This is a genomic window from Bacillus shivajii, from assembly GCF_020519665.1.
GTDB classification, from domain to species: domain Bacteria; phylum Bacillota; class Bacilli; order Bacillales; family Salisediminibacteriaceae; genus Bacillus_CA; species Bacillus_CA shivajii.
Genome location: NZ_CP084703.1, coordinates 1537128 through 1552398, shown reverse-complemented (window position 1 = coordinate 1552398; position 15271 = coordinate 1537128). Strand labels below are relative to the sequence as shown.

15 protein-coding genes and 1 pseudogene are annotated in these 15271 nt (G+C 37.4%); 3 read left to right on the top strand and 13 right to left on the bottom strand.

The window, feature by feature from the left end; genetic code table 11:
- Positions 1–15: 15 nt before the first annotated feature.
- The 6 genes from spoIIIAB to LGQ02_RS07525 form a co-directional block, all read right to left on the bottom strand.
- A complete protein-coding gene (gene spoIIIAB, locus LGQ02_RS07550; RefSeq protein ID WP_226517583.1) occupies positions 16–528 on the bottom strand; it encodes a stage III sporulation protein SpoIIIAB in 513 nt (170 codons plus the stop codon).
- Positions 525–1454 carry a stage III sporulation protein AA gene (gene spoIIIAA, locus LGQ02_RS07545; protein ID WP_226517582.1) on the bottom strand — a complete coding sequence of 310 codons (930 nt, stop codon included), beginning with the start codon at positions 1452–1454 and terminating at the stop codon, positions 525–527. Before spoIIIAA ends, spoIIIAB begins: the two co-directional genes overlap by 4 nt.
- 529 nt (positions 1455–1983) lie before the next feature.
- On the bottom strand, positions 1984–2541 hold the full coding sequence (gene efp / locus LGQ02_RS07540; protein ID WP_226517581.1) for an elongation factor P: 558 nt from the start codon (positions 2539–2541) through the stop codon (positions 1984–1986).
- Positions 2542–2575: 34 nt separating this feature from the next.
- A complete protein-coding gene (locus tag LGQ02_RS07535; protein WP_226517580.1) occupies positions 2576–3643 on the bottom strand; it encodes a M24 family metallopeptidase in 1068 nt (355 codons plus the stop codon).
- Positions 3630–4076: a type II 3-dehydroquinate dehydratase gene (aroQ, locus tag LGQ02_RS07530; protein ID WP_226517579.1), complete on the bottom strand. Its 447-nt coding sequence runs from the start codon at positions 4074–4076 to the stop codon at positions 3630–3632. The genes LGQ02_RS07535 and aroQ overlap by 14 nt, the downstream gene beginning before the upstream one ends.
- Positions 4077–4206: 130 nt before the next feature.
- Complete coding sequence (locus LGQ02_RS07525; protein ID WP_226517578.1) at positions 4207–4710, bottom strand: YqhR family membrane protein; 504 nt, start codon at positions 4708–4710, stop codon at positions 4207–4209.
- Between the two features lie 360 nt (positions 4711–5070).
- On the opposite strand from LGQ02_RS07525, the gene LGQ02_RS07520 reads away from it, so the two are divergent.
- Positions 5071–5451 carry an SA1362 family protein gene (locus tag LGQ02_RS07520; RefSeq protein WP_226517577.1) on the top strand — a complete coding sequence of 127 codons (381 nt, stop codon included), beginning with the start codon at positions 5071–5073 and terminating at the stop codon, positions 5449–5451.
- Positions 5452–5526: 75 nt separating this feature from the next.
- Positions 5527–6333, top strand: coding sequence for a hypothetical protein (locus LGQ02_RS07515; RefSeq protein WP_226517576.1), 807 nt, complete (start codon positions 5527–5529; stop codon positions 6331–6333).
- A 42-nt stretch (positions 6334–6375) separates the two neighbouring features.
- Here the strand turns inward: LGQ02_RS07515 and LGQ02_RS07510 are convergent, their stop codons facing one another.
- The 7 genes and pseudogenes from LGQ02_RS07510 to LGQ02_RS07480 all read right to left on the bottom strand — a co-directional run bounded on the left by LGQ02_RS07510 (position 6376) and on the right by LGQ02_RS07480 (position 14468).
- Positions 6376–7266, bottom strand: a complete 891-nt coding sequence (locus LGQ02_RS07510; protein ID WP_226517575.1) for a patatin-like phospholipase family protein — start codon at positions 7264–7266, stop codon at positions 6376–6378.
- A gap of 84 nt (positions 7267–7350) precedes the next feature.
- On the bottom strand, positions 7351–7785 hold the full coding sequence (gene mntR, locus LGQ02_RS07505; RefSeq protein ID WP_226517574.1) for a transcriptional regulator MntR: 435 nt from the start codon (positions 7783–7785) through the stop codon (positions 7351–7353).
- Positions 7786–8345: 560 nt separating this feature from the next.
- The gene (locus tag LGQ02_RS07500) at positions 8346–9089 is read right to left on the bottom strand and encodes an SDR family NAD(P)-dependent oxidoreductase (protein ID WP_226517573.1); all 744 of its coding nucleotides are present in this window, start codon (positions 9087–9089) and stop codon (positions 8346–8348) included.
- A 119-nt stretch (positions 9090–9208) separates the two neighbouring features.
- Positions 9209–9568 (bottom strand): hypothetical protein, encoded by a 360-nt coding sequence (locus LGQ02_RS07495; RefSeq protein WP_226517572.1) that lies wholly within the window; start codon positions 9566–9568, stop codon positions 9209–9211.
- Positions 9569–10188: 620 nt separating this feature from the next.
- Entirely contained in the window at positions 10189–11973 is a 1785-nt protein-coding gene (locus LGQ02_RS07490; protein ID WP_226517571.1) for a vitamin B12-dependent ribonucleotide reductase, read from the bottom strand.
- 326 nt (positions 11974–12299) lie between these two features.
- Positions 12300–13076 (bottom strand): annotated as a pseudogene (locus tag LGQ02_RS07485) (ribonucleotide reductase N-terminal alpha domain-containing protein); the annotation flags it as partial.
- A gap of 561 nt (positions 13077–13637) precedes the next feature.
- A complete protein-coding gene (locus LGQ02_RS07480) occupies positions 13638–14468 on the bottom strand; it encodes a lipoate--protein ligase family protein (protein ID WP_226517570.1) in 831 nt (276 codons plus the stop codon).
- A gap of 333 nt (positions 14469–14801) precedes the next feature.
- On the opposite strand from LGQ02_RS07480, the gene LGQ02_RS07475 reads away from it, so the two are divergent.
- Positions 14802–15173, top strand: coding sequence for a rhodanese-like domain-containing protein (locus tag LGQ02_RS07475; RefSeq protein ID WP_226517569.1), 372 nt, complete (start codon positions 14802–14804; stop codon positions 15171–15173).
- Positions 15174–15271 lie beyond the last annotated feature (98 nt).

The following is a 15271-nucleotide window of genomic DNA, read 5'->3' as shown; positions in this document are numbered from 1 at the left end:
CCTCCTTCGCCCTATTTACATCATGATGATGACAATGAGTACCCCACCTAAAAACCCGAGGCTTCGATACATTGACTCATATTTCTTCTCGGACTCTTGGGCATGTTTTTCTTCTTGTTCAAAATAAGTAATGGCAAGCCTAATTTGATTTCGCTGTGTTTCAATATCTTGTTGGCCGATTGTTTGGCCAAATTGCTCTAAAATATTGATCTCTGCTGCTTCAAGGTCCGTTTTTTTCTTCCACTTCTTTAAGCAGTCCGCCCAAATGTCAGGAGCTGACTTTTCTTCAGAAGTCAACTTTTCAGATACCTCGGAAAAAAGCTGATTAATTGGAGCAGCAGATTGAACAGCCACTTTCTGACATGCATCTGATAGCGGAGCCATTGAGAAAACCATCTCCCCTTCTAATGCTTCAAACGCTAAGCGTAGTTGGCGTATTTGGTTCTTTCTCCTCGTAAACCTTCTAGCAAATTCCCACCCTAACAATGTACTTGTAACAATTATGATAAAAGCACCTAACAACTTCATTTTCGTATCCCACCTTGGGCTGGGCGTTTATCTAAATAATGAATGGTTCCTTTTTTTGTTAATGGGTGAATTTCAATAATTCTTTCAAAAACATTCTCGTTAAGTAAGTTGGAGATTGTTGGGCGGCGCTTAACATCTTCTAAGTTTTTCCCGTGAACTGTTGCAATCACTGAAACACCAGCATGTACAGCTTCTAAAATCGCTTCTCCATCTTGTTGTCTTCCTACTTCATCAACGATTAGAACTTCAGGCCCCATCGAACGAATCATCATCATCAGTCCTTCTGCCTTCGGACAGCTATCTAGTACATCTACTTTTGTTCCAAATTCATGTTGAGGAACTCCTTTTACACAGCCAGCTATTTCTGAGCGTTCATCTATAATCCCAACATTCATCGGTGGCACATGTTTGTTTTTAACTCCCAAGCTAATGTTTCTTGCTAAATCACGTAATAATGTTGTTTTACCTGTTTTAGGAGGTCCGATAATTAATGTGTGGCACCACCCTTTTCGATGAAGGAGTCTTTCTAAATAAGGATCAGCCACACCTTGTTTCTCTCTTGCGATGCGTATATTAAAAGAGCTGATATCGCGAAGTCCTTTCACTGCCCCCTTCTCCATGATGACTCGTCCAGCTAACCCAACACGATGTCCACCCGCAATTGTTAAATAGCCTTTTTTTAGCTCTTCTTCTAGACGATAAACAGAATGTTCACTTAAAAGCCCTAACATTAGCTTTGCATCTTGTGATGAAAAAACATAAGGTGTGGAACCTCTAGGTAATGTCATTGAACGATCTCCTGTTCTAATTTCAACAGGTCGATTCACTCGGAGTCTTACCTCCTCAACTTCATACTGTATTGATTCAGGTAATTGAACTACTAGCTTCCTTATTACTTCTGGAAGAACGTTAATGATTTCTTTCATTCGTTCTCACCCTCATTTCTTCGCGTTAGACTGTCTACTGAAAAATATATGAATGCGTGTCCTATTTATGACTATATCTATCGGCTTCATGAAAGAATTTCATTTTTAGGAAGGCTTTGTTAAAGGTTAATGTTGATTTCTCAAAATTACACTCGCTTGCTGCGGTCATCTAGTGCCTTTTGATAATCAATAATGAAGATCAACAATGCCTTTACATAAAACGGCTCTTTTTTGAACGGATGAAGTTCGCTATTTTGCGTGCGAAAAAGGCCACCAAGCTTTGGTGACCTTTCTTTTTTACAGCGTGAATATAGATTTTGGTTACTTTATGTATGAAAGCTTTATCTGCTCACGGGGGGGCTTAATAACTTATTAACCGCTATAGCAAGTGAACCAACGAATATAGAGTGAATGTCGCACTTGTGCCTAGAGGTGATAGCGTGCACATAAGCACTAATATTAGGATAGTCAAACAAAAAAAACACGCAAGACGACATTGTCTCACGCGTTTTTACTTTAATTCTTTGAATTATGCTCTTGATACATACTCGCCTTTACGCGTATCAATAACAAGAACATCTCCTTCGTTAATAAAGAATGGTACTTGTACTGTTAAGCCTGTTTCTAATGTTGCAGGCTTCGTTCCACCAGAAGCAGTATCCCCTTTAATTCCTGGTTCTGTTTCTGTTACTTCAAGTTCTACAGTGTTTGGAACATCAACCCCAAGTGTTTCACCTTGATAAATTAAGATCGATACTTCCATGTTTTCTTTTAAGTAATTTAACTGGTTTTCAATTTGGTTACTTGGCAACTCTAATTGTTCAAAAGATTCATTATCCATGAACGTATGAATGTCACCGCTAGAGTATAAATAAGACATTTTACGGTTATCAAGATGTGCTTTCCCGACTTTTTCACCTGCACGGAATGTTTTTTCTTGAACGTTTCCATTACGTAGACCACGAAGTTTCGTACGAACAAATGCCGCACCTTTCCCTGGTTTTACGTGTTGGAAATCCATTACTTGCCAAATGTCGTTGTCTACTTCAATTGTTAAACCTGTTTTTAAATCATTAACTGAAATCATTCTTTAATCCTCCTGTTAATTGAACGTACTAAACTTACTCACCTAAAATTAGTAACTCTTTTGTTGATGAAGATAAAATGTCATTTCCGTCTTTCGTTACGACAATATCATCTTCAATTCGAGTTCCGCCCACACCAGCAACATAAATCCCTGGTTCAACGGTTACAACCATCCCTGGTTCAAGGACTTTATCTGATTTAACTGATAGTCCTGGGCCTTCGTGCACTTCAAGGCCCATACCATGTCCAGTTGAATGACCAAAGTATTCCCCGTACCCTTTTTCAGTAATATAGTCACGAGTTAGCGCATCTGCTTCTTTCCCTGTCATTCCTGGTTTAATGCCATTTACCCCACGTAACTGTGCTTGTAACACTGTATCATAAATTTCCTTTAGTTTTTCGTCTGGCTCACCAACAGCTACAGTACGAGTAATATCGGAGCAGTACCCATTATAATATGCACCAAAGTCTAATGTTACAAGCTCGCCTTTTTCAATCACTTTCTCACTGGCTACACCATGTGGCAAGGCAGATCTGTAACCAGATGCAACAATAATATCAAATGACGAAGATACTGCGCCTTGTTTTCTCATGAAAAATTCAAGTTCATTTGATACGTCAATCTCTTTGACCCCAGCACGAATATAATTTGTAATATGATCAAAAGCCGCATCTGCAATTTTTACAGCATCTTTGATAACTTTTAATTCATCATCACTTTTGATTAACCTTAAACTTTCGATTAAACCACTGACCCCAACAAGCTCTGTCTCAATGTTGCTTTTATATGTATCATACGCACTGTAAGTCACATGATCTTTTTCAAAACCGAGCTGCTTGATTCCTAACTCTTTTACTTGCTTTGCAATTTCTTCGTGAATAGCTCCAGTATGTTGAACTATATCAAACTCTTCACATTGCTCTTGAGCTTGTTCTACGTAGCGGAAGTCCGTAATAAATTTTGCACCGTTTTCTGAAATTAATGCAACACCCGCTGTTCCAGTGAAGCCAGCCATGTATCTACGGTTATAACTGCTTGTAACTAACATTCCATCAATGTTATTGCTTGAAAATTTGTCTCTTAACTGATTAAGACGTCCCATGATTTCTCCTCCTTATAAAATAATCAACAGCCATTTTATAGCTTTCAAATCCAAAGCCACTTATTTGACCAACACATACAGGGGCAATGACAGATTCTTTCCTGAATTCTTCTCGATTATGTACATTGGAAATGTGCACTTCAATGACTGGGATTTCCACACTACTTACCGCGTCTCTTATCGCATAGCTATAATGAGTAAAAGCACCGGGGTTCATAATGATCCCATCAAGCTGATGACTTTGAGCTTCATGAATCCAATCAATAAGCTGCCCTTCCCAATTAGACTGTTTATGTAAAATTCTGACTTGATTTTGGGAGCAGTGTTCATTAATTTCGTTCATTAAATCATCAAGGGTTTCCGTACCATATACAGACGGTTCTCTTTTGCCTAATCTGTTTAAGTTCGGTCCATTTAAAATAACGAGACGCATACAAAATCGCTCCTTTAAAAGAAAAGGATGATATAACTGACTTCACTCGTAAAGAAAACGAATATTACGAAAATAGCCAATTATTTAAAATAAAAAGAGAATGTTCCAAGGAACATTCTAACATAGTTAACTAGCTTTGAATAGCTTCACCCTCATGAACTGTTCTCTCATGGTATTCATAGGAAATCGAATAACCTATAAAAATTCCATACACGATATATAGACAAAGGTTTGTCACAATCGTATTTAGATCTAATGCTGTCAACGGCTTAAGTCCTGGGAATAACGGATTTAAAAGTCCAAAGACGACCACCCATAATAGAAACCCAAAAATTAAGCCGGGCCACCAATGATTAACCTTAGCAAAAACGAGTCGATACAAAAATGCTACGCCAATAGATAATAAAGAAATGACCGCAATACCCACTAAATGACCTAACCACCCATTTTTCCAATCTCCTAATGCCCATGGCATTAAAGCTAAAGCAGGGCCGACTCTAGAAAAGTTTAAATAAAACGCAACATAACCAATTAGACTCCAAAATAAGCCCCCAAAAACCCCTATGAGAGCAACTGTTGCATGGAAAGATACACTTGCTTCTTGTTTTTGTTGTTCTTTCTGAGTATTTTTCATTATCCTCACCTCAAGAATTTAGCATGTCCTTTTATATAAAAATCTTGCATATTACTTTAAAGATATTTTTTATTTAGTACTTTGGAGTTTCAACGTGTAGTTTTGTAAACAAAAGGGAATATTAGAAGTAAGTTTTGTTGGGTTATATGGAGGGAATAGAACTTTTCATGTAGAATAGAATAATAATATAATTATAAATACTCACTGCAATCAATGAGTTTTTATTGTAGTTGTTTAATCATTTTTTAAAATGTAATAACATGCTATAGGTCATTATCGTGGTCAAGCATTGTTTTTATCAGGATATATCGAGAATCATATTTTTCGAGTTCTACTAAAAAGTGTAGGAGGTGTGTGGGAATGTTTCGTTATTCATATCACCCGATTGTATTAACTGTTTTAATTCTAGCTGTATTAGGTCTTGGATATCTCCTTTTCACAGAACCTGGAGCCTTCATCATGAGGGTTTTAATGATGATCGGGGTTGCTGCTGTGATTTATTTTCTTTTTAAGACATTTATCATGCCAAAGATGATGAACAATCAAGCACCTTACGCCCAACAGCAACGGACGTATTCGACTAAGGGAGCTCAACCAACTCGTACCCCTGCTTCATTTCAAAAAAAGAAAAAAGATAAGAAAAATCGAATATCTAGGCCTTTAGTCAAAAAACAATCAGATGTGAAATTAACCGTGATTGAAGGGAAAAAGAATAAGAAAAAGAACCGAGCTTTATTTTAATTGCTTGGTTCTTTTCTTTAACAAATTTGTCTGTCAAATCATTATAAAACCTTCTACCTGAAAGGAGGAATAGTTTTGCAACTTAATGATACCACTGCTTTCAATTCTATTGTTCCAGTTGATTGGCTCCTATTTATTTTTTTATTGTTTATGAGTTTTCTTTATTGGAACATCAGTAAACGCATCGCCTTTCAATTATTATATTTAACAACGTTATCAATCATCGTAGCAAATATCATCACGCTTTACTTTCCATTTTTATATACAGATGAAGCATTAATTCCAATTACTGCTTCGAGTGTACAAGCAATGATGACTTTTTTTGCTTTCTTCATCCCATTGGCTAGAAACCGGAAGGAAGTTGGCTTATTTCTATTGCCTCCAGCAGTATTTAGTTTCCTCTTGTTAATCCTAACTGATATTGCAGTTTTTACAATTGTTGGCGGGCTTTTAATTGGTGGGTTTATCATCTATTCATTTTACCGTACGTTAGATTGGATAGGTGGTATGCCTGAACCTTACTTATTCATTTTCTCCATGGTATTGCCTTTATTTCTCGCTGGCATTATATTCCCAAACAACGAATATATGTTTTACCCTGGGATATTGTTAGGAAGCGGAATCGGTGTTTCTTTAGAGATCTTTAAAGTAAGGTTACAAACTGAAAATACAACAATCCCAAAAAGAGCCATTGGGCTTATCATTGGTTTTGCTGGGCTTGCAATATTTTATGGTGTAGACCGAATCCTCCAACCATGGCTTCCTCTTCCAGAACTAACAAAAGGTATTATCATTGGGCTTTGGATTACTCTTTTCGTCCCTGTGGTGCTCATATTTTTCAAACTGTACGAAAGACAGGGGAAAAGCCGAGTTTTCTTTTAAACTCGTTTCCCCTCCCTTTTAACTGATTACGACAACTTATTTTTAATAAGACCATTTTTTCAAAAACTTCTCAGTACTTGTCTTCCCTAACTCAATTAGTTTCAATTTATCTTGATCACTTAATGTAAATTGTGTCGTTGATACATCTTCAACTGGTATGAAGACAACATTTTTTGCATGATTTTTGGAAATATATCGTTGGTCATGAGCATTTCTCATCGTATCAAACATGGAGGTCAGCATTGATAATGCATTTGTAACTTGTCTTGGAGGGATCGCATCTAAGGATGGAGTTAACCGAAAACCGATAACAGGCCTTTTTAAATGCTTCTGTCCTCTTTTTTGAAAAATCCACATCGGAAAGTTACTAAGTACTCCCCCATCAACAATTAATGACTCCTTACCATCACTGTCTGTTAACTTTACAGGTTCAAAAAAGAAAGGTAAGCTACAACTCATTCGAATCGCTCTTGCTACTGAAAAGGAATGAGGAATAATACCATACTTCGTTAAATCATCAGGGAGCACGAGAATCCGTCCATTCGTAATATCAGATGCAATCATCTTCAACGAGCCTTCTGGAAAGTCACTAAATGTAGAAACACCTTTTTTCTTTAGCAATTTGTCAACCCATTGTTCAAACTCATTACCTTTATAAATCCCCATTTTGCGATATAACCGAAGCCATCGTAAAAACGGAAAAATCGTCGTTCCTATCCGTGGATCTAAGAGCTGTTGAAATTGCATGTCTGCAAACATTTGTTCAATTTCGGCACCATTATAGCCTGATTTAATGAAAGCTGCTGTTATAGCTCCTGCACTTGTACCAGCTATACGTTCAAATTGAATGTTTTTCTTATCCAGTACTTCTAATGCGCCAACAAAAGCAAGTGCTTTTATTCCACCACCTGCAAATACACCATCAATTAACATCAGCCCCGCCCCCTCCTATATTATCTTAATGTGAGTTTCACAAAAAAATGAGTCAATATTAAAAACGGTCTTAACCTATGTAGGTCAAGACTCGTTGTCTATTTCGTCATTTTTCTTTTGTACTTCTCTTAATTCCTCTACCCGGTACGGTTTTTCATCAAAAAATTGGACGAGATCCCCAATACGGTCAATCGCATCCCAACTTAAGTGATGTTCAATTCCTTCTACATCATCATAAATGTTTTCGTTATCAACACCAATGATCTTCATAAATTCTTCTAATAGCTCATGTCTGTATACGAGGCGTTTGCCTACTTTTTTACCCTTTGCAGTTAAAATAAGTCCACGGTACTTTTCATAAACTAAATATTCTTTTTTATCTAATTTTTGTACCATTTTCGTTACCGAGGAGGGATGCACTTCTAACGCTTCTGCAATATCAGAAACTCTTGCGTACCCTTTATCTTCAATGAGTAAATAAATTCGTTCTAAATAATCTTCCATGCTCGGTGTTGGCATGTTGTCCCCTCCAAACTTCCACACTGACTTCTTTTAAAAATTTCATCTGTTCTTATATCTTTTATAGCGATATGTCTAGAAAATCCAAGCTTTCTTAAAAAGTATACTACATTTTTCATTTAGAAACTACCGCTCTCCTATCTTCTACGTACAGATCATAAAGAAAACTTAAAGTCGTCTGACAAACTCGTTTTACCTAGAATATGCAAGGTGTGCACTCGTTTCTTTTTTTCTATACCCCATCGCTGGTGAAAATTAGACTCTCTCTTTACGTGGACGAACGGCTGAACTACTTCACGCTTCTGCTCTTAAGGATTACCTCAACTCGTCCGTTTTTCCACAGGGAATCACGTCATTTTCATCAACTTTTTCATATCAATTATGTATTTGGATACGAATATGTATTCATTCAGAACATCAAAAAGATAGCGAACCACCCCTTAGCTAGTTAAGAGGTGATTCGCTATCTAATTGTCAGAGATCGCCTATGATATATAAGCAGAGCCCCCCAAAGATGCATGAAATTTACAACCTGGAAGGTCCCTTAATGGGACCTTCCTTTATTGAGCTGTGTAGCCTCCATCTACCATCAAATTTTCACCGATAATAAACGAAGCATCATCACTAGCCAAAAACAACACTGCTTTTGCAATTTCTTCAGCATCTCCCAATCGCCCGACCGGGTGAAGGGATGTTAACTCTTGTAACATTTCTTTCGGCGCTTCTTTTAAAAGAGGCGTTTTAACATAACCTGGGCAAACAGAATTGACTCGTATACCTTCCTTTGCGTACGTTACACCAAGAGAACGCGTTAAATTTACTACTCCACCTTTAGCAGCTGCGTACGAAGTTACATTCATTTGGCCGACATGACCTAATATCGAAGCATTATTAATAATAGCTCCGCCAGAACCTTGTTTTCTCATTTGCTCAATGACATATTTATTAGATAAAAACACTCCAGTTAAGTTGATGTTGATTAGTTTATTCCATTCTTCAAGTGTTAATTCGTGTGCCGGTACAGCATCTCCTATACCAGCATTTGCAAACATAATATCAATTTTCCCATAACGATCAACCGTTTCTTTCATTAATTCGAGTATATCCTCTTCATTTGCTACATCAACATTCTTGAAGTAGCAATCATGCCCTTCAACTCTTAATGATCTTGCGAGTTCCTCGCCTTGATTACTATAATCAGCAATTACAACTTGTGCTCCTTCCTTTAAAAACAACTTGACTGTTTCTTCTCCAATACCACTAGCTCCACCAGTGACGATTCCTACTTTGCCATTTAGCTTCATTTACATCGCCTCCTATGTTATTCGTACTTTTAACATATTCGCGATGCAACGATTGGCCTACCTTCTTTTCAATTTCATTTGGTTGAGAATTCACAAACCTTTAACATTTTTCCAAAGTATCATGACTGAGGCTGGTTATTTTTTTTATGTTCTGCTTTACTTTGTATTAATGCTTTCACTAAGCTTTTTTTTGGGTATTGCATATAATATACTAGGAACCCTAAACCAAACATTGCTGCTATACTTCCCACTAATGACCATACTGCTAAAAAATTATTAAATGTAACTGGGTACGCAGCAAAGAAAAAAGCAGTGAGTATAGCAAAAATAAGTAATAAGTAGGTAGTTATAACTTTGCGAAATGATTTTGACCTACCTTCTTTTTGCACGAGTCTTTTCCCAAGCATAATTGAGCCAAAAATCACTGTGGTTAAGCTAATTAAATAAGCAAGTAATAAGCCGTCTAGATCTATAAGCATGATTTATACTCCTTTCATTTCTCGTTTTACCGTTAGTTTTTATTGAAGTCATGTGATTTATGTATGAGAACTTGTTTTCAATATTGATCCAATCCATACCGACTGGATGTTTCATAACTCTTTTTGATTTTTACCATCATATTTTCAACACTAAGAATATATAAACAAAATTTGGCTTATTGTTAAAGAGCTTCTATGTAAGCGAAGTGTGCTTTAGTGCAAGTCCTAATAAGGAACCTCGGATAAAGTCGATCACGTCCTGTGATCAACACCGAAGCCACCACCTCCTGCGAAGTAAGCCTTAGTTGCCACAAGCATAACTCCATTGATTAAACTACGAGTTGCGACGAGTAACCGCAGGAGCACACAGCCCTACAACCCAGAGCTACTTCGACCTGCGACGAGTAACCGCAGGAGCACACAGCTCTACAACCCAGAGCTACTTCGACCTGCGACGAGTAACCGCAGGAGCACACAGCCCTACAACCCAGAGCTACTTCGACCTGCGACGAGTAACCGCAGGAGCAGTTACTTTAATCCTTTAGCAAAGTTAAAAATTCTTAAAGTGCAAAAAAAAAGCAAGAGGCCCCCAAAACAGGTAACCTCTTGCTTATGACACTCTACAGTCCACACTTTAATTGTGCGTTACAGTTTGTACATGTATTACAGCCCCCGATGTCTTCTACTGTTCCTTGACGACATACTGGGCACGTATCCCCTACTTCACTTCCGTATGTGACAGAAGTGCTTCGAATATCTGAAATCGTGTCTACAAGAACAACTGGCTTTTTCTCATTATTTTCTTCCTCTTCAGAAGTTCCTGTTAAATCAACTGCATATACATCATTTTCTTCTGCTTTTAATGTTAATACTTGTGAGTCACGGCTTCCATCAACATAAACCGTTCCACCTTTTGCTCCACCTTTATAAAGACGCTCGTACACGCTTTTCACTTGGTCCACCGTATATCCACGAGGTGCGTTTACGGTTTTACTTAACGAACTGTCGACCCAGCGTTGAATGACACACTGTACATCAGCGTGTGCTTCTGGTGAGAGATCCATACTTGATACGAACCATTCTGGCATTTCATTTGGATCTGCTTCAGGGTGATGGTCTAAATATTCTTGTAAAATTTCCGCTTTTACTTCAATAAACTTCCCTAAACGACCACTTCTAAAGTAAGAGAAGGAGAAGTATGGCTCAAGCCCTGTCGAAACACCAACCATTGTTCCAGTTGAACCTGTAGGAGCGACCGTCAGTAAGTGAGAGTTACGAATTCCATGTTCCATAATCCCTTCTTTAATGTCTTCAGGCATTTGCTTCATATATCCAGTATGAACAAACTTCTCACGTAAATGATTCGTTTCTTCTTCATTGTTCCCAACTAAATAAGGGAAGCTTCCCTTTTCTTTTGCGATCTCCAGGCTTGTACGATAAGCAGTTGTTGCAATCGTTTCAAAAATCTGATCAACGAGTTCATTACCTTCTTCTGAGCCATAAACCGTTTCTGTATAAATAAGTAAGTCATGTAACCCCATAACACCAAGCCCGACGCGGCGCTCACCTTTTGCTTGCTTCGTGTTTTCCTCTAAGAAGTAAGGAGTCGCATCAATGACATTGTCTTGCATCCTTACACCAGTTGCAACTGTCTGTTTTAACTTCTTAAAGTCCACTTCTTTCGTGTATTTATCTGCCATTTCAGCAAGGTTAACAGCAGCTAAGTTACAAACTGAATAAGGAGCTAGAGGTTGCTCCCCACATGGGTTTGTCGCTACGACTTTTTGTCCATATGCACTTGCATTAGTTTTTTCATTGGCATTATCGATAAAGAAAATGCCAGGCTCTGCAGAATACGTTGCACAAATATTAATTAAGTTCCAAAGCTCTTTTGCTTTGATCTTACGGTATGTGCGAACGTCAAAGCCTAACGCTTCCCATTCACGAACATCGCCATAATTATGCCACTCACGATTGTATGCTTCCATTTCTTCTTTCGTGTAATTTTCTACATTTGGGAAGCGTAACTTATAGTCTTCATCATTTTCGACAGCATCCATAAACTCTTTCGTAATACAAACAGAAATATTTGCACCTGTTAAAAACTCAGGGTTATTGACTGAATATGTGCCACCTGTACGAAGCTTCTCTTCTGCTTCAGCAATCACTTTCAAGTCAAAACCACCTTGTCCTTCAATTCCTTTAAAATTAACGATACTCTGATACATCGCTTCTTCTAACTCTGTAAGTGGAGTGAACTTTAATTTATCTTTAATTAGTCGTTGAATATGTTCGTCCTCTGTATTTTCAAGGAGATAACGTAATATTCTTGGGTTTTGCATTTTAGAAATAATAAATTCTAAAATGTCAGGATGCCAATCTGATAGCATGATCATTTGTGCCACTTTTGTTACATCGATTCGCTAATTCGACTCTCTATGTCACCATAGAGTTCAGACCATATCTTGCACTAAACTTATGTGCCCTCGCTCTTCGGATCTGCTTAGATCCTACTCTACTCGCTTCTACCGCAGTGCGGCATGCTTTCGATGGTCGTTGAACCTTCTCCTTAAAATAGGAGCTTGGCTGCTGATTGTCTTTATCCACTTGTTGTTTTTAAGCATTCACGCTCACCGTTTCCAGTCACGTTGTAGCCAACAAGTCCATTAAAGAGTTCCCAGCAATTCACGAGGTTTTTTATAGACGAGGCACTTAATTATCCTGCTATACCACGTCTTGAGCCACCTTGCTCAACTAAATGTGTTAACTTTGCAATGTCATCTAACCAAGATACAGAACCAGATGACTTACCATTAACACCACGAGCTAACGTATTTCTTGGTCTTAATGTTGATCCATTTGTACCAACTCCGCCACCACGACTCATGATTTCCATTACTTGTTTACGGTGCTCAGAAATGCCTTCACGAGAATCTGCAATATATGGCATTACATAGCAGTTAAAATACGTAACATCTGTTTCTGCACCTGCTCCGTAAAGGACTCGACCTGCAGGAACAAAGTTCATGTTTACAAGCTCATGATAAAAATCTTCAAATGACTCTTGTCTTTTTACTGGATCTGTTTCCACTTCTGAAAGCCCTCGAGCATTACGCTTAGCAATTTGTTCATAATAAATTTCGAGAGGTTTATCAATTGTATCTAGAGAACGAGTCACGATTCCTGATTCTTTTTCTTCTTCGTCTTCTAATATTCCAACAAACTCTTCATCAACAGCGATTTTTGCCATTTTCTGATCCCAATCAATATGTTGGACAATACCATAACCTCTAGCAGGGAATTTAGGGTCTTCTTTGACAGTTAAAACAACGAAATCCCCAGCTTTTAACGTTTTCTTCTCCGTATCTTTAAATGTGTAACGATCAAGCATGACAAGTCTTGATACACCACTTTTTGTTAAATTCATCTCTGGAGTAATTGGAAAAACTTGTGGAAACTGCTCAATATCACGATTCAGCTCCTCCACGTTAATTGTCTGTGTCGACATAAACGTTGTCACAGGCTTTCTCTCCTTTTTCTAAATTCTACTAAAACTAGTACGAAATCTATTTTTTTCATTTATGTTTGGCACCTATTGCCAATTTCTCGATTGCTGTAATCACTATATCATAGTTCTGAACACCACATCAACATATAGTGCGTGATAAATATCAAAAAGTACTATATATTGATTTTTGGACGAAAGAAACGAGAATTGTCAACTTTAAAAATTGCCATTTAATAGACTTAATAAGAGCAAAACATAATTTTCATAGAGCTAATTGAAGATAATCGAGAAATTTGTCAGTTGCTTAAAAAACGATGATAAAAAAACTGTCATATAGAGGGTTCAACAATCACAAAGAAGTTTCGACAAAACTTCGACACGCCATTAAATCAACAAAACAATTTTTTACATCATCTAACTCTATTAAAAAACAACAGAATTTAAGAATACCATAGAACTACTTATAGAAAAAAGACACATATTATGGTTGTTAAGCAAAAAAACATAGGTGCAACTACTACATGTAGCTACACCTTAACTTTTTCTGTTCTTTTTTTCTTTCTATGATTTAAAGTTCCATGCATTAGTCCCATACTTATGTTTTACAAGTTCTTCTACTTGTTTCTCTTGCTCACCAGTTAATGAAAATGGTTCAAGCTTTATATTCATTCCCTTTTCAAAACCCGCTCGAAAAGCACTTTTTGCTTCTTCGATAGATACATCTCTTTCTGCAATTTCATTGATAGGCACAGCTTTATTTTTGAATGCCTTTTGCATCCGTTCTCGAACCCGCTGACTAGGATATTTAAATAAATCAAATAGTTTATCTTCATCTAGTGACAAAATGATAGATCCGTGTTGAAGAATGACGCCTTTTTGACGAGTTTGCGCACTTCCTGCTACTTTTCGCCCTTCTACAACTAACTCATACCAAGAAGGAGCATCGAAACATACTGCTGAACGTGGTCTTTTTAACCGATCTTTTTCTTCATCTGTTCTTGGAATCGAAAATTCCGCTTGAAGACCAAGTTGTCGAAACCCTTCTAACAGTCCTTCTGAAATAACACGATAAGCTTCTGTGACTGATTCCGGCATTTCCGGATGTTTCTCAGATACGATAACACTATAAGTCAATTCCTCTTCATGTAAAACACCACGTCCGCCAGTAGGGCGCCTAACAAAACCTAAGTCATGTTTTCCCACAGCTTCAAGATCAATTTCTTTATCTACTTTTTGAAAGTACCCAACCGATAATGTCGCAGGCTCCCATCCATAAAAACGGACGATTGGTGGCATGTCACTATTACGATGCCAATCCATTAACTTTTCATCTAAAGCCATATTATATGCAGGGCCTTTATTGCCAGAGTCTAAAAAATACCATGTTTCCATGAATCATCCCTCTATTCAAAACGAATTTCTACCTTCCCTATCATACAAAAAATAACGCAAAGATGAAAATAATTAACTCCATGCAAAAAATTCTTCCAGAACGTTGCACGTTCACATATTTCCGTATATCATTTATAATGGACAAAGCAATTAGATCGTTTAACTACACTAAGCTTAGCAACCAAATACTATAAATGAACTTCGGCTAAATCTAATCACTTCGTGTGATCAATGTCGAAGCTATCACATCCTGTGTAAGTAAATTTTAGTAGTTGTTAAACGATCGACGATCATTTCATTAATTCTGACAGTAAAAAGGAGTGGACCCACATCATGAACTGGGTATTAATTGGCTTAACAATTGTACTTATTATTTTCCTTGCCTTACGATTAAAACGTCCAAAGTATTTGAAACCGCTAGAACAAGAAGAGTTTAAAAAAGATTATCGCAAAGCTCAGCTTATCGATGTACGTGAAGAAAAAGAGTTTAAAACAGGTTATATTTTAGGTGCGAGAAATATCCCACTATCTCAAATGAGACATCGTATGACTGAAATTCGTCAAGATCAGCCTGTATATTTGTACTGCCAAAATGGAACTCGCTGCTATCAAGCTGCTAAAGTCCTTCGTAAAAAGCGCGGAATTGATAACTTTGTGATGTTAAAAGGCGGATTTCGAAAGTGGTCAGGTAAAGTAAAAAAATAAACTAAGGGTATCCCCCATTAGCTGTCGAGAAAGTCTCGACAGCTTTTTATACTTTTGTAGATAATATAAAAAGATGTCGAGCTAAAAATTTCAATAGA

Bases quoted from the DNA above. Each gene is read 5' to 3' on its own strand.
- LGQ02_RS07510 (WP_226517575.1), bottom strand. From the start codon at position 7,266: ATGTTAATTGATGGTGTATTTGCAGGTGGTGGAATAAAAGCACTTGCT.
- efp (WP_226517581.1), bottom strand. From the start codon at position 2,541: ATGATTTCAGTTAATGATTTAAAAACAGGTTTAACAATTGAAGTAGAC.
- LGQ02_RS07475 (WP_226517569.1), top strand. From the start codon at position 14,802: ATGAACTGGGTATTAATTGGCTTAACAATTGTACTTATTATTTTCCTT.
- LGQ02_RS07525 (WP_226517578.1), bottom strand. From the start codon at position 4,710: ATGAAAAATACTCAGAAAGAACAACAAAAACAAGAAGCAAGTGTATCT.
- LGQ02_RS07495 (WP_226517572.1), bottom strand. From the start codon at position 9,568: ATGCTTATAGATCTAGACGGCTTATTACTTGCTTATTTAATTAGCTTA.
- aroQ (WP_226517579.1), bottom strand. From the start codon at position 4,076: ATGCGTCTCGTTATTTTAAATGGACCGAACTTAAACAGATTAGGCAAA.
- mntR (WP_226517574.1), bottom strand. From the start codon at position 7,785: ATGCCAACACCGAGCATGGAAGATTATTTAGAACGAATTTATTTACTC.
- LGQ02_RS07520 (WP_226517577.1), top strand. From the start codon at position 5,071: ATGTTTCGTTATTCATATCACCCGATTGTATTAACTGTTTTAATTCTA.
- LGQ02_RS07535 (WP_226517580.1), bottom strand. From the start codon at position 3,643: ATGGGACGTCTTAATCAGTTAAGAGACAAATTTTCAAGCAATAACATT.
- spoIIIAA (WP_226517582.1), bottom strand. From the start codon at position 1,454: ATGAAAGAAATCATTAACGTTCTTCCAGAAGTAATAAGGAAGCTAGTA.
- spoIIIAB (WP_226517583.1), bottom strand. From the start codon at position 528: ATGAAGTTGTTAGGTGCTTTTATCATAATTGTTACAAGTACATTGTTA.
- LGQ02_RS07480 (WP_226517570.1), bottom strand. From the start codon at position 14,468: ATGGAAACATGGTATTTTTTAGACTCTGGCAATAAAGGCCCTGCATAT.
- LGQ02_RS07500 (WP_226517573.1), bottom strand. From the start codon at position 9,089: ATGAAGCTAAATGGCAAAGTAGGAATCGTCACTGGTGGAGCTAGTGGT.